This is a genomic window from Acidovorax sp. NB1 (assembly GCF_005405905.1).
Classification (GTDB): Bacteria; Pseudomonadota; Gammaproteobacteria; order Burkholderiales; family Burkholderiaceae_C; genus Acidovorax.
The window spans coordinates 44783-66136 of sequence record NZ_BJHU01000043.1 but is presented as its reverse complement, the minus strand read 5'-3'; the positions used below and the strand labels follow the sequence as shown (position 1 = coordinate 66136).

14 protein-coding genes are annotated in these 21354 nt (G+C 65.9%); 8 read left to right on the top strand and 6 right to left on the bottom strand.

Annotated elements, in window-relative coordinates; genetic code table 11:
• Positions 1-283 precede the first annotated feature (283 nt).
• Entirely contained in the window at positions 284-4372 is a 4089-nt protein-coding gene (gene hrpA / locus AvAM_RS21265; protein ID WP_137748946.1) for an ATP-dependent RNA helicase HrpA, read from the bottom strand.
• 106 nt (positions 4373-4478) lie between these two features.
• Between hrpA and AvAM_RS21260 the strand changes: the two genes are divergently transcribed.
• The 4 genes from AvAM_RS21260 (at position 4479) to argA (ending at position 10419) form a co-directional block, all read left to right on the top strand.
• Entirely contained in the window at positions 4479-6368 is a 1890-nt protein-coding gene (locus AvAM_RS21260; RefSeq protein WP_137748945.1) for a serine hydrolase, read from the top strand.
• A gap of 323 nt (positions 6369-6691) precedes the next feature.
• The gene (locus AvAM_RS21255) at positions 6692-6943 is read left to right on the top strand and encodes a hypothetical protein (protein WP_137748944.1); all 252 of its coding nucleotides are present in this window, start codon (positions 6692-6694) and stop codon (positions 6941-6943) included.
• A 17-nt stretch (positions 6944-6960) separates the two neighbouring features.
• A complete protein-coding gene (locus AvAM_RS21250) occupies positions 6961-8988 on the top strand; it encodes an AAA family ATPase (protein ID WP_137748943.1) in 2028 nt (675 codons plus the stop codon).
• 84 nt (positions 8989-9072) lie between these two features.
• Entirely contained in the window at positions 9073-10419 is a 1347-nt protein-coding gene (argA, locus tag AvAM_RS21245) for an amino-acid N-acetyltransferase (RefSeq protein ID WP_063461764.1), read from the top strand.
• A gap of 47 nt (positions 10420-10466) precedes the next feature.
• Here the strand turns inward: argA and bla are convergent, their stop codons facing one another.
• Entirely contained in the window at positions 10467-11384 is a 918-nt protein-coding gene (gene bla / locus AvAM_RS21240; RefSeq protein WP_137748942.1) for a class A beta-lactamase, read from the bottom strand.
• A gap of 113 nt (positions 11385-11497) precedes the next feature.
• Here bla and AvAM_RS21235 point away from each other — a divergent pair, with 113 nt between their 5' ends.
• A complete protein-coding gene (locus tag AvAM_RS21235; RefSeq protein ID WP_137748941.1) occupies positions 11498-12379 on the top strand; it encodes a LysR family transcriptional regulator in 882 nt (293 codons plus the stop codon).
• A gap of 130 nt (positions 12380-12509) precedes the next feature.
• Here AvAM_RS21235 and AvAM_RS21230 read toward each other — a convergent pair whose 3' ends face one another.
• Both AvAM_RS21230 and AvAM_RS21225 read right to left on the bottom strand, forming a co-directional pair.
• Positions 12510-15509 carry an EAL domain-containing protein gene (locus AvAM_RS21230; RefSeq protein ID WP_212742292.1) on the bottom strand — a complete coding sequence of 1000 codons (3000 nt, stop codon included), beginning with the start codon at positions 15507-15509 and terminating at the stop codon, positions 12510-12512.
• A gap of 196 nt (positions 15510-15705) precedes the next feature.
• Entirely contained in the window at positions 15706-17334 is a 1629-nt protein-coding gene (locus AvAM_RS21225) for an HD family phosphohydrolase (RefSeq protein ID WP_137748939.1), read from the bottom strand.
• Between the two features lie 90 nt (positions 17335-17424).
• On the opposite strand from AvAM_RS21225, the gene AvAM_RS21220 reads away from it, so the two are divergent.
• From AvAM_RS21220 to AvAM_RS21210, 3 genes are all read left to right on the top strand, one after another.
• Entirely contained in the window at positions 17425-18426 is a 1002-nt protein-coding gene (locus AvAM_RS21220) for a rhodanese-related sulfurtransferase (RefSeq protein WP_137748938.1), read from the top strand.
• Positions 18423-19094 (top strand): glutathione S-transferase, encoded by a 672-nt coding sequence (locus tag AvAM_RS21215; protein WP_137748937.1) that lies wholly within the window; start codon positions 18423-18425, stop codon positions 19092-19094. The genes AvAM_RS21220 and AvAM_RS21215 overlap by 4 nt, the downstream gene beginning before the upstream one ends.
• Before the next feature lie 176 nt (positions 19095-19270).
• Entirely contained in the window at positions 19271-19489 is a 219-nt protein-coding gene (locus AvAM_RS21210; RefSeq protein WP_137748936.1) for a hypothetical protein, read from the top strand.
• A 137-nt stretch (positions 19490-19626) separates the two neighbouring features.
• Here the strand turns inward: AvAM_RS21210 and AvAM_RS21205 are convergent, their stop codons facing one another.
• Together AvAM_RS21205 and AvAM_RS21200 are read right to left on the bottom strand one after the other, a co-directional pair.
• The gene (locus AvAM_RS21205; RefSeq protein WP_171012357.1) at positions 19627-20163 is read right to left on the bottom strand and encodes a disulfide bond formation protein B; all 537 of its coding nucleotides are present in this window, start codon (positions 20161-20163) and stop codon (positions 19627-19629) included.
• Between the two features lie 56 nt (positions 20164-20219).
• The gene (locus AvAM_RS21200) at positions 20220-21344 is read right to left on the bottom strand and encodes a sulfate/molybdate ABC transporter ATP-binding protein (RefSeq protein ID WP_137748935.1); all 1125 of its coding nucleotides are present in this window, start codon (positions 21342-21344) and stop codon (positions 20220-20222) included.
• Positions 21345-21354 lie beyond the last annotated feature (10 nt).

Below are 21354 nucleotides of genomic sequence, written 5' to 3'. Positions count from 1 at the left end.
CACGCCAGCTGTAACCGCCCTGGTGGTGCACAACGCCTCAGGCACCGCTAATGCCTGGTTGCCGAGCCAGGACGCTACCCGGCTGGTCAAGCTGGTAGTGCGCGGTGACAGCAGTGCCAATGGCAGGTCCTATTCATTGAGCCAGAGCAATATCGGAATTTGCGCTCCGCAATGTCTGGAATGCGTCCTAGAGCGTGAGTAGTGCGCAAGTTATCGGGCGGCCGCAATCGCTGCAAAGCCACCTGAAGCGCCCACAGCCCCGCCTGCTGTCCGTCCCCTTACATCAGCTATTCACCTGCGCCCACAGCTTGTCCAGCCGCTTCACGCTCACCGGCTGGGGCGTGCGCAGCTCTTGTGCGAAGAAGCTCACGCGCAGTTCCTCCAGCAGCCAGCGCAACTCTTGCATGCGGGCATCCACCGCGCCTTTGCGCTCGGCCACCAGGCGCCAGTAGCGCTGCTCCTGCGGGCGCAGTTCGGCCAGCTTGGCGGCGTCGCGGGCGGGGTCGGCGCGGTACTTGTCCAGGCGCAGGGTGATGGCCTTGAGGTAGCGGGCGTAGTGCGCCAGCTGCGCCCACGGGGCCACGGCGATGAAGTTCTTGGGCACGAGGCGCTGCAGCTGTTGCTGCGCGTCGGCAGTCGCATCCGGGGCGTTCTTGGTGTCCTTGATCTTGCGGGCGGCGGCGGCGTATTCGATGAGGATGGTGCCCGCCAGGCGCGCGACCTCATTGGCGATCAGTGTGAGGCGGCCCCGGCCCTCTTCCACGCGGCGCTTGAAGGCGAACTCGTCGGTGGGCAGCGGGTCGAGCAGAAAAGCGCGGTCCAGCGCCACATCGATGATCTGGGTGCGCAGTTCTTCCTGCGTGCCCAGGGGCATATAAGCCACGGCCATCTTCTGCAGGTCGGGGATGTTCTTTTCGAGGTACTTGAGTGCGTCCTTGATCTGCAGCGCAAACAGGCGGCGCAGGCCCGCGCGGTGTTTGGCGGCGGCCACCTCGGGCTCGTCAAACACTTCGATGCTCACGGCGTCGCCGCCGTCGATCAGGGCCGGGAAGCCGATCAGCGTCTGCCCGGCCTTCTTGATCTCCATGAGTTCGGGCAGCTCGCCAAACGTCCAGCTGGTATAGCGCTGGCCTGCGGGGGCCGACGGGGTGGCGTGCACTGGCGGGGTGGCCTGCGCGGACTGTGTTGACGCAGATGCTCCTGATTTGATAGCTGTTTGCGCTTTACCATCGCGCGCAGAGGGCATTTTTGACTCAGATTTTTGCTCCTCTGCCGCCGCGCCGCCCAGCTTGAGCCCCGCCAGCGCCTGGAAGGCACCACGCGCCTTGGCGCCCCACTCGGCCTTGAGCGCGCCCAGGTTGCGGCCATGGCCCAGCTGGCGGCCGTGCTCGTCCACCACGCGGAAGTTCATGAACAGGTGGGGGCTGAGCATGTCGAGCTTGAAGTCGGCGCGCTTCACGTCGAGCGAGGTCTCGTCGCGCACCTGCTTGAGCAGCGCGTCCGTCAGGCTGCCAGTGCCAAAACGCTCGGGCGCGTTGAACAGCTCGGCCAGCCGCGCGGCCGATTCGGGCAGCGGCACAAAACGGCTGCGCGGGCGCTGGTGCAGGCTTTTGAGCAGCGCCTGGATCTTGTCCTTGAGCATGCCGGGCACCAGCCATTCGCAGCGCTCGTCGCTCACCTGGTTGAGCACGAAGAGCGGGATGGTCACGGTGATGCCGTCGCGCGCGTCGCCGGGTTCGTGCAGGTAGGTGGCGGTGCAGTCCACGCCGCCCAGGCGCACGGTCTTGGGGAAGGCGCTGGTGGTGATGCCCGCCGCCTCGTGGCGCATGAGTTCGTCGCGCGTGAGCTTGAGCAGCTCGGGGTTGGCGCGGCTCGCGTCCTTGTACCAGCGCTCGAAGGTGGTGCCGCTGCACACGTCCTGCGGCACCTGCTGGTCGTAGAAGGCGTAGATGAGTTCGTCGTCCACCAGCACGTCCTGGCGGCGCGACTTGTGCTCCAGCTCTTCGACCTTGGCGATGAGCTTCTGGTTGGCGGCCAGGAACGGCAGGCGGGTGTCCCACTCGCCGCCCACCAGGGCTTCGCGCAGGAAGACTTCGCGGGCGCCCTGCGGGTCCACCTTGCCAAAGTCCACGCGGCGGTTGTTGTAGACCACGATGCCGTAGAGCGTGGCGCGCTCCAGCGCCGTGACCTGCGCGGCTTTTTTCTCCCAGTGCGGGTCCAGCATCTGCTTCTTGAGCAGGTGGCCACCCACCTGCTCCAGCCACTGGGGCTCGATCGCGGCAATGCCCCGGCCAAACAGGCGCGTGGTCTCGACCAGCTCGGCCGCCACGATCCAGCGGCCCGGCTTCTTGTTCAGGTGGGCGCCCGGGTGCTTGTAGAACTTGATGCCACGCGCGCCCAGGTACCAGTCTTCCTCGTCGCTCTTGACGCCGATGTTGCCCAGCAGGCCCGAGAGCATGGACAGGTGGATCTGCTCGTAGCTCGCGGGCTGGGTGTTGATCTGCCACTTGTGCTCGGTCACCACGGTGAGCAGCTGAGTGTGGATGTCGCGCCACTCGCGCAGGCGGCGAATGCTGATGAAGTTCTGGCGCAGCAGCTGCTCGTACTGGCGGTTGCTGAGCTTGTGGGTGGGCGCGGAAACGGCAGCAACGGCCGATGCGGGTGCCGCAGCCGCCAAGGCACGCTGGGCCACGGGCAGATGCGCCTGCGAAGGCGCCTTCTGCTGCGCCATGGCCTTTTGTGCACGCGCCGACGGCAGGCTGGGCGCCCCGCCGCGCGCTTCGTTGATCCACTTCCAGAGCTTGAGGTAGCCGCTGAACTCGCTCTTTTCGTCGTCGAACTTGGCGTGCGCCTGGTCGGCCTGCTGCTGCGCTTCGAGCGGGCGGTCACGCACATCCTGCACGCTGAGCGCACTGGCGATGACCAGCACCTCGTCGAGCGCGCGGCGCTCGCGCGCCTCCAGGATCATGCGGCCCACACGCGGGTCCAGCGGCAGCTTGGACAGCTCCACGCCCATGGGCGTGAGTTCATTCGCATCGTCCACCGCGCCGAGTTCGCCCAGCAGCTGGTAGCCGTCGGCAATCGCGCGGCCCGAGGGCGCCTCGATGAACGGAAACTGCCCCACATCGCCCAGGTGCAGCGACTTCATGCGCAGGATGACGCCTGCGAGCGAGCTGCGCAGGATTTCGGGGTCGGTAAAGCGCGGGCGGCTGTTGAAGTCCGCCTCGTCGTACAGGCGGATGCAGATGCCGTTGGCCACGCGGCCGCACCGGCCTGCGCGCTGGTTGGCGGCGGCCTGGCTGATGGGCTCCACCAGCAGCTGCTCCACCTTGCTACGGAAAGAGTAGCGCTTGACGCGCGCTGTGCCTGCGTCAATCACATAGCGGATGCCGGGCACGGTGAGCGAGGTTTCGGCCACGTTGGTCGCCAGCACGATGCGGCGGCCGGTGTGGCCGTCGAAGATGCGGTCCTGCTCGGCCTGCGACAGGCGGGCAAACAGCGGCAGCACTTCGGCGTTTCGCATCACGGGCTGGTGCGACAGGTGTTTGCGCAGGTGGTCGGCGGCTTCGCGGATCTCGCGCTCGCCAGGCAAGAAGATCAGGATGTCGCCGCCCGCATTGCCCGCCCACAGCTCGTCCACGCCATCGGCGATGGCCTCGTTCAGGCCGTGGTCGCGCGTCTCTTCAAACGGCCGCCAGCGCTGCTCCACCGGGAAGGTGCGGCCCGAGACCATGATGACCGGGGCCGGGCCCTTGGCACTTTCAAAGTGCTTGGCAAACCGGTCGGCATCAATCGTTGCGGACGTGACGATGACTTTCAGATCAGGCCTGCGCGGCAGGATCTGGCGGATGTAGCCCAGCAGGAAGTCGATGTTGAGGCTGCGTTCGTGCGCCTCGTCGATGATGATGGTGTCGTAGGCCTTGAGCAGCGGGTCGGTCTGCGTCTCGGCCAGCAAGATACCGTCGGTCATGAGTTTGACGGAGGCATCGCGGCTGAGGCGGTCCTGAAAACGCACCTTGAAGCCCACCACGTCACCGAGTGGCGTGTTCAGCTCTTCGGCAATGCGCTTGGCCACGCTGCTGGCGGCAATCCGGCGCGGCTGGGTGTGGCCGATGAGCTGGCCTTTCTGACCTGGCTTGGCATTGCACTTGCCGCGGCCCAGCGCCAGTGCAATCTTGGGCAGCTGCGTGGTCTTGCCCGAGCCCGTCTCGCCGCACACGATGATGACCTGGTGCTTGGTGATGGCCGCCATGATCTCTTCGCGCTTGCCCGAGACGGGCAGGGATTCGGGAAAAGTGATGCGCAGCGGCGGGGTGGCAGGGGCGGCGCGGGGGGCGGTGGGCGGGGGGGAGAAAGGCGCGGATTCGGTCATGAAGGCACGCATTATCCGAGAGCCCGCATTTTCAGTATGTAATGCGCACAGTTCCTGCACCGCCTGGCGATGTCTCCGTGGCGTGCATCCCCTCTGGAATGCCCGAATGCCCTTGCAGACATCCGCCCTCCCGCCCGCTGCCGACGACCGCACCCCGCCCCGTGCAACACCCCGCACACCATCACGCCGCGACTGGCTGGCGTGGGCGGGCGCCACCGCCCTCACACCCCTGCCCGCCCTGCTGTCGGGCTGCGGGGGCAGCAACAACCCCGGCCCCCATCTGGCGGCCACCCAGGCCTGGGGCCGCCATGAAATCCGGCAGGCCATGCAGGCCAGCCAGGCGCGCGCGGCCTCCGTCGCATTGCTGCAGGGCGACCGCCTGGTCTGGCAGGAGGCTTTTGGGGTGCTGGACGATGCCTCCCGCGCGCCCGCCACGCCCGACACACGCTTTAACGTGGGCTCCGTGAGCAAGGTGCTGGCGGCGCTGGCCGTGATGATTCTGGTGGACCGCCAACTGGTGGAACTGGATGCGCCCGTGGTGCGCTACCTGCCGCAGTTCACCATGCTGTCGCCGGGCTACCGCGACATCACGGTGCGGCACCTGCTGAGCCACGCATCAGGGCTGCCCGGCACCTATGCCCGCCACATGTTTGCCTTTGCCCCGCAGCCAGGCTATGCGGCCGACCTGGAGGCGGCCCTGGCCGACATGCACCTCAAGCACACACCTGGTGCCATGGCGGTGTACTGCAACGATGGTTTCACGCTGGTCGAACGCATCGTGCACGCCGTCACCGGCCAGGCCTATCCGGCGTTTGTGCAGTCGGCCATCCTCAACCCGCTGGGCATGGCGCGCTCGGGCTACACGCTGCAGCCCTTGCCTGCGGGCAGCTTTGCCCCGGGGTACATCGGCGATGTGCGCCAGCGCCAGGAGTTTGTGATGGGCCACGCCACCGGCGGGCTATGCACCACCCCGGGCGACATGATGAAGCTGGCCACCTTGCTGATGCGGGGCGGCGAGCTGGATGAGCAGCGCATTGTTTCCAAGGCTGGTGTGGCCGAAATGGGCAGCGCCCAGAACCAGGGCATGCGCCTGAACCTCACCCCCGACTGGCACTGGGGCCTGGGCTGGGACAGTGCCCGCCAGCAAGGCCTGGCTGCGGCGGGCTTTGTGGCATGGCAAAAAAGCGGCGGCACGATGTTTCACTCCAGCGACTTCTATGTGCTGCCACAGGCAGGGCTGGCGCTGCTGCTCACCGGCAATGCGCCTGGCTTCAAGCCCGGCACCATTGCCGAAGGCATCTTGCTGCGTGCGCTGCAGGAAACAGGCCAGTTGCGCGTGCTGCCGCCGAGGGTGTCGGTGGCCATGCCTGCGCTCGCGACCATCTCTTCTGTGGCGGTGGAGGCAGTGCTGGGCATCTACGGCTGCTCCTCCCACCCCATGAAAGCGGCTTCGCCCGACGGCCAGCAAGTGGATCTATCGATCTGGTCGGCCAAGGCCAAAGACTGGGAGCCGCTGTGCACGGGGATGCGCCTGCGCAGTGACGGCTGGTGGTGGTCGGACACGCAGCCCCGCACCCAGTACCGCTGGGAGCAGGCCGAAGGCCGCCGCTACCTGCTCTCGCGCGAGCCTGCCACGGCCGGGCATTACGGGGTGACCATGCCAATGGCACAGCAGATGCCCAAGGCACCGGCCCCGCTGCCGCCGCAGTGGTCCGCGCGGCTTGGCAGCACCTGGCTGCTGGCCAACGAAACCCCCGACTCCATCCCGCTGGCCATGGGCGCAGGGACCGCCACCCTGCAAGAGCTGCCGGAGCTGCCTGGCTACCTGCTCTGGGACGACAGCCAGCTGTTGCTGCCCCTGACGGCAGACCGCGCAGGCATGACTGTGCAGGTGCCGCTCAACGCGGGCCGCGACCTGGTGGAACTGGTGGTGCAGATCCGTGACAAGGAGGAGTGGATACACGCCGCAGGCTGGGCGTATCGCCGCCACGACTGAGCCGCCCCGCCCTTTGCACTGTGCGTTTTGTGCGACATATCCGCCGGTGCCGCGCCCTGTGCGCTTGCCACGCGCGGCACGCCTCGCCACAATCGCGCCTTCTTTCAGCACTGCGTGGCCCTGTCGGCCAGCCCCTGAAAGCCCTGGAGGTCACCACTATGTTTGTTCCCTTGTTCGCTCCCGCCTGACCACTGTCCACCGCCCCGGCTGGACTGTGTTTTCACGCATCCAGCCACGGCAGACAAGCGACCTCCTGCACCCCAGTGCAGCGCTCCACAAGCCCTGGCTTATTTGCCGGGGTTTTTTGTTTGTGGAACGCACACATGAGTGCCAAAAAACTGTCTCGGGCCTTCGCCCAGGGTGAAATCAAAAAGCTGCGCCGCATGAAGCAGCCCCTGGTGCTGAAGCTCGAAGCCTCGGGTCCGCCCCGAAACCCTGTGGCCGCCGCACTGGCCCAACGCAGCCTGTCCAGCGCAGCAGGCAAACACATCCGAGCCCGTGGCGCCCAGCGCCGTGCGGACACCGTCGCCCTGCGCAAGGCGACCCTGAACGCTCGTTTTACCGAGCGCGACTGACAAGAACGATAGAAAACATGGACCTTTCAACCCCAACTCCAACGCTGCCGCATGGGCAGCACCCGCCCACCCCTACACACCGGGCACTGCTGGCCCAGCGCCAGCAGGCACTGGCCCACGCTGCCGAGCAGCTCAGGACCGAGCTGTTCGGCATCGACGACGTGATCGACCGCGTGATCGACGCGGTGCGTGCCTGGTATGTGCTGCCGCAGCTCATCACCCGGCCCGTCATCGTCTGCCTGTGGGGCCTCACCGGCACGGGCAAAACCCAGCTCACGCGGCGCCTGGCGCAGCTGCTGGGCTTTTATGACCGGTTTGTGGAAGTGCAGATGGACGGCTTCAGCCATGGCGCGAGCTACCGCAGCTCGTCCATCTCGGGCATGTTGGGCGACTCGGGCATCCACGAGGGCGTGCCCGGCATTCTGGTGCTGGACGAGTTCCAGCGCTTTCGCACCGTGGACCGCAAGGGCGAAGACGTGAAGGTGGAACGCTACCAGGACGTGTGGACATTGCTCTCCGACGGGCGCCTGCCCCCGGCCCTGAGTGCGCTGACCAACATCGAACGCAAGCTGGCCGATGCGCACTACGAGGCCGAACGCGCCGAGGATGGCGACGGCGATCGTGCGGGCAAGAAGTCCTACCGCTTCCAGCTCGACGCCTGGGACGCGCAGGAACTCAAGCGCATGCTCAAGCTCTCGGAGCCCCTGGCAGAGATCATGCAGTGGCCGCCCGCGCAGGTGCAGGCGCTGTTCACGCGGTTCCAGCAGTCGCTGTCGTCGTGGGAAACCGACTACAGCAAGCTGCTGGTGTTTGTGTGCGGCAACCTCGACGAGATGTACCACGAGACCGCGCAGCGCGTGGAAGACTGCGACACCGATGCCGACATCTTCCACCGCCTCACACGCAAGCTGTCGCTCATTGATGTGAAGAAAGCGCTCTCGGAGCGCTTCAAGCCTGAGCAGATCGCACGGCTGGGCAACGAGCATGTGGTCTACCCGTCGTTCAACAAGGCCACCTACGAGCAGCTCATCCGCAATCTGTGCGCGCGGTATTGCGAAGACATTGCCACCCAGTGCGGCGTGCGCTTTGCCATCGGGCAGGATGTGCTGGACGAGCTGTATGCCAACGCAGTGTTCCCGGCGCAGGGAACGCGCCCTTTGTTCTCGTCGGTGCACGCCATCCTGAGCGCCAATCTGGTCAAGGCCGCGCTGTGGGTGCTGGAGCAGGCGCTGCCGCTTGGCACCACCTACCCCATCACGCTCGCAGCGGACAAGCGCCACCTGGTGGTTCAGGCCGGGGCGCAGCAGGCCCTCCTCCCAGTCACGTTGGAGCTGAACCGCCTCAAGCAGCGCGCCAACGCCGACTTTCGCGCGCTGCTGGCAGTGCACGAAGCAGGCCACGCGCTGGTCTATGGCCTGCTGCTGGGCCAGGCCCCGCAGGAGGTGAAGATCAACATCGCATCTTTTGAGGGCGGCTACAACAGCTTTGCAGGCCTGAAGGTCACCACACGCCAGAACGCGCTCGACATGATGTGTGTGGGCCTGGCAGGCCGCGTGGCCGAGGAGCTGGTGTTTGGCGAAATGGCCTGCACCACGGGCGCCGAGCAGGACTACAAGCAGGTAACAGCCGAAGCCGCGCGCTACATCCGCCACCACGGCTTTGGCGCCCGGCTGGCGCGCACCGATGTGACGGTGGAGATGGACCACCACATCAACACCGATGTGGGGCCCAGCAACGCCGCCATTGAGGAGCTGCTACAGGCGCAATACCAGCGCGCAGGCACCTTGCTGCGCCAGCACCAGGGTGCGCTGAACCGGCTGGTGGATGCGCTGATGGACCACGGCATGATTGCCCGGACCGAAATGCAGGCGCTGATGGCCGACAGCGGCATCGCTATCGCCGTGCCGCCCGCATCCGGCACGGACGAAGCCCTGGTGCTGGAGCCCTTTGCGGCGCGGCTGGCGGCGTTTCAGCAACACACCAACGGCACCGCTGCACCCGCTGTGGCGCCGAATGTGGCGCGGCAAAGCTCAGCATGCTTATGATGCGCGGTTTGGCGGCCCCAGGGGGCCGCCCACCGTTGCCGCTTTTTCCGTCATTCCAAGGTCCGCCCCACCGCTTGCACCGCCATGTCCGCCGTCTTCAACTTCACCTTCGTGCCCTGGTTCCGCTCGGTGGCGCCTTACATCCACAAGTTCCGCAACCAGACCTTTGTGATCGGGCTCACGGGCGAGGCGATTGCGGCAGGCAAGCTGCACAACATTGCGCAGGACTTGGCCTTGATCCAGGCCATGGGCGTGAAGATCGTGCTGGTGCACGGCTTTCGCCCGCAGGTGAACGAGCAGCTGGCAGCCAAGGGGCATGCAGCCAAATACTCCCACGGCATCCGCATCACCGACTCGGTAGCGCTCGATTGCGCGCAGGAAGCTGCGGGCCAATTACGCTATGAGATCGAGGCCGCCTTCAGCCAGGGCCTGCCCAACACGCCCATGGCGGGCGCCACGGTGCGCGTGATCTCGGGCAACTTCCTCACGGCGCGGCCCGTGGGCATTGTGGATGGCGTGGATTTTCAGCACTCGGGCCTGGTGCGCAAGGTGGATGTGGCGGGCATCCGGCAGACGCTGGACATGGGCGCGCTGGTGCTGCTGTCTCCGTTTGGCTTCTCGCCCACGGGCGAGGCCTTCAACCTGAGCATGGAAGAAGTGGCGACCAGCGTGGCCATCGAGTTGCGGGCCGACAAGCTGATCTTCCTGACCGAGGTGCAGGGCATCCGCATGTCGCCCACCGAGCCCGAAAGCGACGACAACCCAATCGACACGGAGCTGCCCCTGGCCGCCGCGCAGGCCCTGCTGGCGCAGCTGCCGCCCGCCCAGCAGCCCACCGACACGGGCTTTTATCTGCAGCACTGCGTGAAGGCCTGCAAGGCCGGCGTGGAGCGCAGCCACATCCTGCCGTTTGCGGTGGATGGATCGCTATTGCTGGAGGTGTATGTGCACGATGGCATCGGCACCATGGTCATTGACGAAAAGCTGGAAGAGCTGCGCGAGGCCACGATTGACGACGTGGGCGGCATCTTGCAGCTCATCGAGCCGTTTGAGAAAGACGGCACGCTGGTCAAGCGCGACCGCACCGAGATCGAGCGCGACATCGCCACCTACACCATCATCGAACATGACGGCGTGATCTTTGGCTGCGCGGCGCTCTACCCCTACCCCGAGGCGAAAACGGCCGAGATGGCTGCCGTGACGGTGTCGCCGCAAAGCCAGGGCACGGGCGATGGTGAGAAGCTGCTCAAGCGCATCGAGCAGCGTGCGCGCCTCTTGGGGCTGGACAGCATTTTTGTGCTGACCACCCGCACCATGCACTGGTTCATCAAGCGCGGATTTCAGCCCGTGGACCCGGACTGGCTGCCCGACGCACGCAAGCGCAAGTACAACTGGGACCGCAAGAGCCAGGTGCTGGTCAAGAAGCTCTAAGAAGGGGCGAACGAACCCTCCGCACCCGCTCGGCCACGTCGGATTCACTACCCCCGTCTGAACGTTTCGCGCGCCGCCACCACGGCGCGCGCCACCTGAGCAATCGCCGCATCCCGCTGCTGGGGCGACGCCGCAGAGCGCGTGAGGTAGCAAGTCACCAGCACCGGAGCGCCCCCACCCGCAGGCCAGAGTACGCCGATGTCGTTGGCCGTGCCGCTGCCGCTGGCGCCAGTTCCTGTCTTGTCACCTACCTTCCAGCCCGGTGCGCCTGCACGCAGGCGGTTGTCACCAGTGCTGGTCTCCAGCAGCCAGCGCTGCAGCAGCGCACGAGACACCGGGGTGAGCACGTCGCCCAGCACCAGTTTTTGCAGCGTCTGCAGCATGGCCTGCGGCGTGGTGGTGTCGCGCAGGTCGCCCGCTGCGGCTTCAGCCATGTGTGGCTCGTAGCGGTCCAGCCGCGTTGCGGCATCGCCCAGCGAACGCACGAAAGCCGTATAGCTGGCTGGGCCACCATGCTGCGCCAACAGCACGTTGGCGGCGGTGTTATCGCTCAGGCTCACGGTAGCAGCGCACAGCTCGGCCACTGTCAGGCCGCCGCCATCGCCCGCCCTGGGGCCGCTGACCGGCGAATGAGCGATGACGGCATCGCGGCCGTAGTGGAGGCGGTGGTCCAGCCGCTCCTTGCCCTGGTCCACCAGCGCCAGCATCCAGCCCGCCAGCACGGCTTTGAAGGTGCTGGCCATGGCAAAACGCTCGTCCTGCCGCCAGCCCAGGGCCAGGCCCGATCCGGTGTCCAGCATGGCCACGCCCAGGCGGCCCTGGGCAGTGCGTTCGATGGTGGCGAGGGCATCGTTCCACGCGCGGGTGGTCTGGTCATGGTGGGCCGGGGTGCTGGCAGCGGCGCACCCCCACAGAGGCAGGGCCGTGGCCGCTATCAAACCCAAGGAAAACTGTCTTCTTTGCATATCAATTGGAAGCGTGATGGGAAACAAGGCCCGAACGATACGGGGGTTCAGCCCCCAGCACCATCGACAATAATTGCCAAAAGCCCCAAGAAAAACTTTTACCTTTTGACTATATGCACCTGCCGCTCAACGCCCTGCGTGCCTTTGAGGCGGCTGCGCGCCACCAGAACCTCACCCGCGCCGCCGAAGAGCTGCACGTGACCCAGACCGCCGTGAGCCAGCACATTCGCAAGCTCGAAGACCGGCTGGGCAAGCCGCTGTTCCGCCGCCTGCCACGCGGGCTGGCGCTGACGGACGAGGGCCAGGCGCTGCTGCCGGTGGTGGTGGAATCGTTCGGCAAGCTGCAGCGCGCCCTGGAAAAGCTGGGCGACACCCGCCCGCGCGAGGTGCTGACCGTGGGCGCGGTGGGCACCTTTGCCGTGGGCTGGCTGCTGCCCCGGCTGCGCGACTTTCAGCAGGCTTGCCCCTTTGTGGACCTGCGCCTGCTTACGCACAACAACCGGGTGGACATGGCGGGTGAAGGGCTGGACTTTGCGATCCGCTTTGGCGACGGCGCCTGGCACGGCACGCATGCGCAGCGCATCATGGATGCGCCCATGTCGGTGATGTGCGCGCCCGCGCTGGCCCACGGCCTGCGCACGGTGGCCGACCTGGCACGCCAGCCCCTGCTGCGCAGCTACCGCACCGACGAATGGGCAGCCTGGTTTGACGCCGCGGGCGCGCCCTGCCCCGTGGTGCGCGGCGCGGTGTTCGACTCGTCCCTCACCCTGGCCGAGGCCGCCGCCCAGGGCGCAGGCATGGCCTTGCTGCCCGTGAAGATGTTCACGCGCGAGCTGCAGCAAGGACGGCTGGTGCAGCCCTTTGCGCAGGAGCTGCCTCGCGGCGCCTACTGGCTCACACGACTGCAGTCGCGCCCGGCCACCGGGGCCATGGCGGCTTTCAGTGACTGGCTCATGGAAGAGGCCCGTGTGGACGAGAGCAGCGAAGCAAGATGAAAAACATGAAGAAAAATAGGCCTTTGCGCGTGCCCATCATGCCCTGATAGCTATCAAAAAAATAGCTACAAGAGGCAATCTGTAGCGGTACAGCGCCACAACCGATGGGGCATTGGTGCCCGCGCAGCGTCTACACAGCGGATGTGGCCAGCGCGGGGTGTTCGGCCTGCGGCTGGTCCAGGTGGTAGCCCTGCACCATGTCCACGCCCAGTGTCTTCAGCATGTCCAGGATCTCCTGGCTTTCCACAAACTCTGCCACCGTGCGCCTGCCCAGCCCACGGGCCACGTCGATGATGGCGCGGACAAACACCTGGTTGTCGTGCTCGTGGGTGAGGTTGCGGATGAACAGCCCGTCAATCTTCAGCACATCCACCTTGAGGTGCTTGAGGTAGGCAAACGACGCAAAACCCGTCCCGAAATCGTCCAGGCACACCTGGCACCCCGTGTGGCGCAAGGCGTCGATGAACCGCTCGGCATCGCGCAGGTCCGACACCGCCGAAGTTTCCGTCAGCTCCACCAACAACCGCTGGGGCGCCACACCCGCTGCCTGCAGCTGGCCCGCGATGTAGGCAGGAAGGCTGGGGTCGTCGAACGAGCGCGCCGAGATATTGATCGCCAACGCAGGCAGCTGCGGCTGCGCACCCAGCAGGGCAATGCTCTCGCGCGCAACCCAGCGGTCGATCTCCAGGATCTTGCCGCTCTTCTCGGCATAGCCAATGAACTGGCGGGGAGCAATAAGCCGCGTGCCATCGGCCTCGTCCCGCATGCGGACCAGCACCTCCAGGTGGGACAGCTCCCCGGTAGCGGCGTCGTACACCCCCTGGTAGTGCAGGCGCAGGAGGTCTCTTTCGAGGGCCCGGGATATGCGCTCATTCCAGGCCAGGCGCGTGATCGTTTCTTGTGATGCATGGTGACCTGGCTGGTAGACCGACCAGCAGTTTTTGCCCAGGTGCTTGGCCTGGTACATCGCGGCATCCGCGTGGGCCACCAGGTCTTCCGCGTTGTCCGCATGCTGCGGCGCCAGGGCAATGCCCAGGCTGGTGGTCAGCCGCAGGCTCTGCCCCTCGATGACAAAAGGCCCCTCTGAAATGGCGCGAACAATGCGCTCGGCCAGATGCTGGGCCTCTTCCACCGAGGCATGGGGCATCAGCACCGCAAACTCGTCGCCGCCCAGGCGGCACAGGGTTTCCGTCTGGCGCACCAGCGCCTGCACATCGCCGCCCACCCGCACCAGCACCGAGTCCCCGATGCGGTGGCCAAAGGTGTCGTTGATGGCCTTGAATTCGTCCAGATCAAAGAACAGCAAGGCACCCTGCCGCTCGCGCAGGTCACTCGGATCGCGCGGATCGCGCCGGTCATGCCGCTCGTACCCCCGGAAGAACCGCAGCAATTCGTCTTCAAACCTGCGCCGGTTGTACAGGCCCGTGAGGGCATCGCGCTCGGCCAGATAGATCAGCTGTGCGGCCGTCTCGCGCTCGCGTGTCACGTCCTCGTGAATCCAGAGCCTGCCGATGTAGCGTTTGTCGCTGTCGTGCACGGGGTGCGATCGCAGCAGCAAGGTCCGCCCGTCGCCCACGTCCATCTCGTAGCGACTGGAAAGCCCCGGCGCCACCAGCGACTCCCGCGCATGGTGCGCGTGGTGTGCCAGGGCCGCCAAGGACGTTGGCCCATGCTGCACGGCCTGGAAGATGTCGCTGGCAGGGCGGCCCACAAACGACGCTTCATCGCCTTCGATACGCCAGATGCTCAAGAACGCAGGGTTGCAGTAGGTCACCTGGTTCTCGGTCGTGACAAAGAGGATGCCCAGCTTCATGGCCCCCAGGAGCGCAAAAAGGCGGGCCCGCTCCTCCTCCAGGCTCACCATGTACTGGCGCCGCCCGTCCACCTCGGCCTGCAATGCCTGCGCCTGCGCCGTGGCCATGGCGCGCTTCTGGACCAGTTCGGACACCATGCAGTCAAACGCCCGGGCCAGGCGGCCCAGTTCGTCTTCAGTGTCCAGGGCGACAGGGGTCGGCGTCTGTCCCTGGCCCAGGGTATCGACGGCCTCCGTCAGGTGCTGCAGAGGGCGGACCACCAGCGTGTTCACCCTGCGGCGCATGGACCACAGCACCGGCACCAGCCCCAACAGGCCAATGCCGCCCAGGCCCAGCATGCCCCACATGACCAGTCCGTCCACCCGCGACTGGGGCATGAGGTAGATCTGGTACCAGTTCGGCCCCCGGATGCGCGACCAGGCAATCCACTGCGTCCCGTCGGCACTCAGGCCCGCACCCCGGTCGGTATGCGCGTTCGACACCATGCGGTGCACCTGCTCCAGCAGGGGGTCCTTGAGGCCTGCAATCTGAAGCTGACCATTCGCTGCGGCGATCCGGTCCCGCAGGTCGGGGTGGGAGATCAGATCGCCCTCCGCACTCAGGATCAGCTGCATGCCCAGCTGGTCCCGGCTGGCGGCCACGGCGTCAATCAGGGTTTCAATCGACAGGTCGTGGCCCACAGTGCCCACCCAGCGGCCCTGCCAGTCCAGGGGCTGGATCACCGACACCATCCAGGCCTTGGCCTGCTCGTCAAAGTACACCGGGGTCCAGAAGATGCGCCGCTCCGAATTGCGCTGGGGGTCGGCCCCCCGCATGGTGGGGTAGTCGGCGTTGCTGGCATCGGCCGTGGCGCCGCTGCCCCAGTCCACACCGCGCGCATAGACCATCAGGCCGTCTTCCACAAAATCCATGTAGGCAGAGAAAAAAGGCGGCACCAGCGCAGGCCCCCGCTCCCTGAACAGGTCATAGCTGACGGCTGCGCGCACGCGCGTGGACTCATCGGGCCCCGCCGGGCCGTGGTGCAGGTACAGCGTGGGCGCATTGGCCGTGTCCACCTTGCCGGGCCGAAGCCGCCACAGCCCGTCCGGCCCGCGCGCAAACAACTCATCGAACCGGCTCAGGGCAGCCTCGGTATCGGCAGCGCGCAGCCGTGTGAGCAAGTCCTGCTGCACCTGCTGGGCACTCTGCCCCGCCTGCACAAAAAGGCCCTCGACCGCCTGCGCACGCAGCTCCACCGCCTGGCGCATCAACAATGGCACCGCGTGATCGGCAACCGCACTCAGTGCGGCGTACCCGAGCAGGGACAGAAGGACCACCAAGCCCAGAAACAATCCCCATATCGACAGGGACAGCCGGTGAATCACCGATGCACGAAGCCGGGAAGTCAGCAAACAAGGCCTCTTGAAAAGGTCAGGAGACGAATGGAACGGCGCAAGCGTTTCAACATGTTACTGAATTCTGGCGCGAGCATGTGCCGTCCTGGCGCGCCACACCAGGCAAACCATGGGGCGCCTAAAACCCCAGCGCCCCCACATCCACCGCATCCACCTGCCCCGCGTCCAGAAACGCCTGCCCATAGCGCAGGTACACCCCTTCGCGCACAAACACCTCGAACAGGTCGGGGTCGATGTGGCCGTTGTCCCGCATGCGGCACATGATGGCCAGCGCCTGCGACAAGGTCATGCCGCTCTTGTAGGGCCGGTCGGCGGCCGTGAGGGCCTCGAAGATGTCGGCGATGCCCATCATCCGGGCCTGCAGCGACATCTGCTCGCGCGTGAGACCGCGCGGGTAGCCCTTGCCGTCCATGCGCTCGTGGTGGCCGCCCGCGTATTCGGGCACGTTCTTGAGGTGGCGCGGCCAGGGCAGCGTCTCCAGCATCTTGATGGTGGCGACGATGTGGTAGTTGATGGTGTCGCGCTCGGACTGGTTCAGCGTGCCCGCGCGGATGGTGAGGTTCTCCACCTCTTCGGCACTCAGAAAGCTCGTCTGCACACCCTGCGGGTTGCGCCAGTGCCGCATCACGGCGATGTCGCGCACGCGCTGCTGGTCTTCGGGCCGCATGGCCTCGGTGCCGGTGTTGCAGCGGCGCAGAAACTCGCGGTCTTCCTCCAGCGTGTGGATCTCGTGCTGCAGGGCCTGCAGCTCCTGACCCTCGGCCCGCGCGTCCACCACGGGGCGCAGCGCCAGCTGGCGGCGCAGCGCGGCCAGTTCGGCGTCGCGCTTGAGCACTTCAAACCGCGTGTCCACCAGGCCGATCCGGTCGTAGATGGTCTGCAGCTTGGTCGCCTTGTCCACCACATGCACGGGCGTGGTGATCTTGCCGCAGTCATGCAGCAGGCCCGCCATCTTCAGCTCGTAGCGGTCGCGGTCGGTCATCGCAAAACCCGCCAACGGCCCTTCGCGCGTGGCATCCACGGCTTCGGCGAGCATCATGGTGAGGGCGGGAACGCGCTGGCAGTGGCCGCCGGTGTAGGGCGACTTTTCGTCGATCGCCAGGTTGATCAGGTTCACGAACGACTCGAACAAGCGTTCGAGCTGCGTGATGAGCAGCCGGTTGGTGAGCGCAATGGCCGCCTGCGAGGCCAGCGACTCGGCCAGGCTCTGGTCGGCCTGCGAGAAGGTGATCACCTCGCCGGTATCGGGGTCACGCGCATTGATGAGCTGCAGCACGCCGATGAGTTCGCGGTCGTGGTTCTTCATCGGCACCGTGAGGAACGACTGCGACCGGTAGCCCGTGCGCTGGTCAAACGCGCGTGTGCCCGAAAAATCAAACCCCGCCGCGCTGTAGGCGTCAGCAATGTTCACCGTGCGGTCGTGGATGGCCGAGTGGGCTGCCACCAGCGAGTCGTTGGGCGCGCCAGCGGCCGTGCGCAGGGGCAGCAGCGGCAAATCGATGGGTTTGCCCGTGGTGCCCCCCAGGCGGATGCCCAAGGAGTCGGTGCGCAGGATCTCAAACTTGAGTGCCGACTGGTCTTCGGTGACGCTGTAGAGCGTGCCGCCATCGGCTCCCGTGATGGTCTTGGCGGCCTCCAGGATGTTCTCCAGCAGCCGGTCGATGTCCCGCTCGCGCGAGAGCGCAGCACCAATGCCGTTGAGCTGTTCGAGCCTGCGGAACAGATGGATCGTGGATTCCTTGCTCATACAACCACCTTGGAAACAGCGTTGGCGACCCTGCATCGTAACGAAAGGTGACAGCTATCATCACCCCCTTGTTTCAAAAACGCCCATTTCGTGGACTCGGTCACACCCCACTTTCTCACCGCCGCGCTCTACCAGTTTGTGGATCTGCCGGACTTTGCCTCTCTGCGTGAGCCCTTGCAGTCCCTGTGCGACACCCACGGCGTGCGCGGCATGCTGCTGCTCGCGCCTGAGGGCATCAACGGCACCATCGCGGGCGAACCGCAGGGCGTGCACGCCGTCCTGGCCTGGCTGCGCAGCGATGCGCGATTTGCCGCCCTGCAGCACAAGGAGGCGCAGGCCGAGCGCATGCCCTTCTACCGCATGCGCGTGCGCCTCAAACGCGAGATCGTTACCCTGGGCGTGCCGGGCCTGAACCCTGCGCGCAACGCAGGCACCTACGTGAAGCCCGAAGACTGGAACGCGCTCATCGACGACCCGGGCGTGGTCGTGGTGGACACACGCAACGACTACGAGGTGGGCATTGGCACGTTTGAACGTGCGGTCAATCCACACACAAAAACCTTTGCGGAGTTTCCCGCGTGGGTCGAACGTGAAAAACAGGCCGGTGGCGTGCTGGCGGGCAAGCCCCGTGTGGCCATGTTCTGCACCGGCGGCATCCGCTGCGAAAAATCCACCGCCTTCCTCAAGTCACAAGGCTTTGACGAGGTGTACCACCTGGAAGGCGGCATCCTCAAATACCTGGAGACCGTGCCCGAAGAAGCCAGCCGGTGGCATGGCGACTGTTTTGTGTTCGACGAACGCGTGTCGGTAGGCCATGGCCTCGCACCGGGCCACCACCAGCTGTGCCGCTCTTGCCGCATGCCCCTGGGCGAAGCAGAGCTGCAGTCGCCGCACTATGTGCCCGGCGTGAGTTGCCCCTACTGCCACGGCACCCGCACACCCGAGCAGGAGCGCGCACTGGCCGAGCGCGAGCGGCAGATGCAGCTGGCCCGGCAGCGCGGGCAAGAGCACATCGGCGCGCAGCAACCCGGCCGCCCTCCGCACACTGCGGCCAAGGACGCCGGTGACGATGGCACGGATGGCACAACGTGACCGCCCTGCCCGTCCTGTACTCATTCCGCCGCTGCCCCTATGCCATGCGCGCCCGCCTGGCCCTGGCCGTGAGCGGCCAGGGCTGCGAGCTGCGCGAAGTGGTGCTCAAGAACAAGCCCCAGGGCCTGCTGCTGGCATCGCCCAAGGGCACCGTGCCCGTGCTGGTGTTGCCCAGCGGCCAGGTGCTGGAGCAAAGCCTGGACATCATGCTGTGGGCGCTGGCGCAGCACGACCCCGAGGGCTGGCTCACCCCCAGCCACGGGAGCCTGCAGGACATGCTGGCGCTGATCGCCGAATGCGATGGCCCGTTCAAGCAAGCGCTGGACCGGTGCAAGTACCCCAGCCGCTACCCCGATGCCGACCAAGGCGCAGAGCGCGCCCGGGCTCTAGCCTGGCTGGATACGCTGGACGCGCGCCTCTCGCCGGATCAGCTCTGCCTGTTCGGCACCCACGCGGCCCTGGCCGACATGGCGATTGCGCCATTTGTGCGGCAGTTTGCAGGCATTGACGCCGACTGGTGGGCCGCACAGCCCTGGCCCCGCCTGCAAGCCTGGTTGGCTCAGTGGCAGGCTGGCGATCTTTTGGCCAGCGTGATGCACAAGCTGCCGGCGTGGATGGATGGGACAGAAGGAGTGCTGTTCCCGCACGGGATCGAGAGCACCGACTGAATCCCTCGCCAAGGTTCTGCTTGAGATTGGGGCCCAGGGCACCATGTTCTTCAGACGCTCCGCGCTCCATACCGTCTAAAGTGGCTGGAGCGCGCCCTATTTCGGCAATCCGCCATCTGCCCCTCCCGGGCTTTGCGGATGCACAGCCACACCCCACAACCCTGGATTTGCCAAAGATGAAGATCATCGACGAGATGCTGAACCTGGACCTGCTCACCCACGAGCAGCACACGCAAATCAGCGCATGGATCGCGCGCTCCTCGACCCCGGACGAGATTCTGCAAATGCCAGCGCCCCTGTGGCAGGCTGTGGAACGCGCCAGCCAGGCCATGGGCATCGACGAGGACCTTCTGCGTCCGCCCTCCCTGGACGCTGGTGGCGCTCTTTTTGTTTGATCGCCCCATCCGCCCGTACAGACGCTCGGGGAGGTGGGCATCTCTTGATCAAGACGGCACAGGACTCACAACCTGTCCAACAACGAAAAAGGCGCTCTGAAGAGCGCCTTTTTAAAGGGTCCGTTGCATCACGGATATCAGGCCATCGAGTATCCCGAGCCGCCCTGGCGCCCGCCCCGGAGGCCACGCACCAGCAAGGCCAGCAGCACCACGGCAAACCCCACAAAACAGACAAACGACCAGTTGGCAATCGAGCCGCCCAGGAACGTCCAGTCAATCGCAGCACAGTCGCCGGAGCCCCGGAAGATCATGGGGATGGCGCGGCTGATGGGGTAGTTTTCGATCATGCCGTAGAAGTCGCGGCCACAGGTGGCGACTTCGGGCGGATACCACTGCAGCCAGCTCTGGCGGGCCGCCACAAAGGCGCCGAAGCCCGAGGCAATGAGGGCCATCACGCCCCAGCCCATCCACCATCCTTTTGAGCCTCTAGCGCTTGCCAGACCTGTGAAGATAGCTACACCAATGAGAGCATAGCGCTGCACGATGCACATGGGGCAAGGCTCCAGGCCCACCACATGCTGCAGGTACATGCCAAAGGCCAGCATGGCCACACAGGCCACGCTGATCAGGGCCAGCACGCGGCGCGGGGCCTGATCGATCCAGTTCAACAACATCTTTGTTATCCCTCTAAGCCGCGCAGTGCCTGGCGCGGCATCCCAAGGGAAGCAGCTCAGATGCCAGCGGCGTGATCCAAGAACACTCGGGCGCGGCGTGGTGTGACCACCAGCGTTTCGCCCTCTTTGAAACCCATTTCCTTGAACTGCTGCGCAGGGATCTGCGCTTCGATCAGGGACTCTGGGGACGCATTGTCCGCTGGTTTGTGGTCATCGGTCGGAATAAGTTCCAGCCGCGCAATCGGCCCCACCACAATGGCGCGGCTCAGCTGGGCCACGATGCCACGGGGACGGCCTTCGGCGTCCAGGCCCGCGCCGGGGGAGTAGCGCTCCACATCCAGGTCGTGTGGACGCACATAGGCAAAGGCCTTGGCGTTCTGCGCGGCCTGGTGCTCGGGCGAGTCGATCTGCATGCCCTCCAGATGCACCAAGCCTTCATGGGCCCGGCCATGGAATAGGTTCACATCGCCCAAAAAGCCATACACAAACGGGCTGGCGGGCTGGTCCCACACCTGCTGGGGCGAGCCGCTTTGCTCGATCTTGCCCTGGTTGATCACCACCACGCGGTCTGCCACTTCCAGCGCTTCTTCCTGGTCGTGGGTCACGAAGATGGAGGTGACATGCAGTTCGTCGTGCAGGCGGCGCAGCCAGCGGCGCAGTTCCTTCCGTACTTTGGCATCGAGCGCGCCGAAGGGTTCGTCCAGCAGCAGCACCTTGGGCTCCACTGCCAGAGCGCGGGCCAGCGCAATGCGCTGGCGCTGGCCACCCGACAGCTGCGACGGGTAGCGCTCGGCCAGCCAGTCGAGCTGCACCAGCTTGAGCAGGTCCATGACCTTCTTCTTGATCTGCGCCTCGCTCGGGCGCTCGCTGCGGGGCTTGACGCGCAGGCCAAAGGCCACGTTCTCGAACACCGTCATGTGGCGGAACAGCGCGTAGTGCTGGAACACAAAGCCCACGTTGCGCTCGCGCACATGCACGTCGGTGGTGTCTTCGCCGCTGAAGTGGATGGTGCCCACGTCGGCCGTCTCCAGCCCGGCGATGATGCGCAAGAGTGTGGTCTTGCCGCAGCCCGAGGGGCCGAGCAGCGCAATGAGTTCGCCGGACTGAATGTCCAGGCTCACATCGCGCAGCGCCTGAAAGTCGCCGAACTGCTTGCTGACGTTACGGATTTCAATGCTCATGTTCTGTTTC

Excerpts from the sequence above, each read along its gene's own strand:
- hrpA (WP_137748946.1), bottom strand. The coding sequence starts at position 4,372 with ATGACCGAATCCGCGCCTTTCTCCCCCCCGCCCACCGCCCCCCGCGCC.
- AvAM_RS21260 (WP_137748945.1), top strand. The coding sequence starts at position 4,479 with ATGCCCTTGCAGACATCCGCCCTCCCGCCCGCTGCCGACGACCGCACC.
- AvAM_RS21255 (WP_137748944.1), top strand. The coding sequence starts at position 6,692 with ATGAGTGCCAAAAAACTGTCTCGGGCCTTCGCCCAGGGTGAAATCAAA.
- AvAM_RS21250 (WP_137748943.1), top strand. The coding sequence starts at position 6,961 with ATGGACCTTTCAACCCCAACTCCAACGCTGCCGCATGGGCAGCACCCG.
- argA (WP_063461764.1), top strand. The coding sequence starts at position 9,073 with ATGTCCGCCGTCTTCAACTTCACCTTCGTGCCCTGGTTCCGCTCGGTG.
- bla (WP_137748942.1), bottom strand. The coding sequence starts at position 11,384 with ATGCAAAGAAGACAGTTTTCCTTGGGTTTGATAGCGGCCACGGCCCTG.
- AvAM_RS21235 (WP_137748941.1), top strand. The coding sequence starts at position 11,498 with ATGCACCTGCCGCTCAACGCCCTGCGTGCCTTTGAGGCGGCTGCGCGC.
- AvAM_RS21225 (WP_137748939.1), bottom strand. The coding sequence starts at position 17,334 with ATGAGCAAGGAATCCACGATCCATCTGTTCCGCAGGCTCGAACAGCTC.
- AvAM_RS21210 (WP_137748936.1), top strand. The coding sequence starts at position 19,271 with ATGAAGATCATCGACGAGATGCTGAACCTGGACCTGCTCACCCACGAG.
- AvAM_RS21205 (WP_171012357.1), bottom strand. The coding sequence starts at position 20,163 with ATGTTGTTGAACTGGATCGATCAGGCCCCGCGCCGCGTGCTGGCCCTG.
- AvAM_RS21200 (WP_137748935.1), bottom strand. The coding sequence starts at position 21,344 with ATGAGCATTGAAATCCGTAACGTCAGCAAGCAGTTCGGCGACTTTCAG.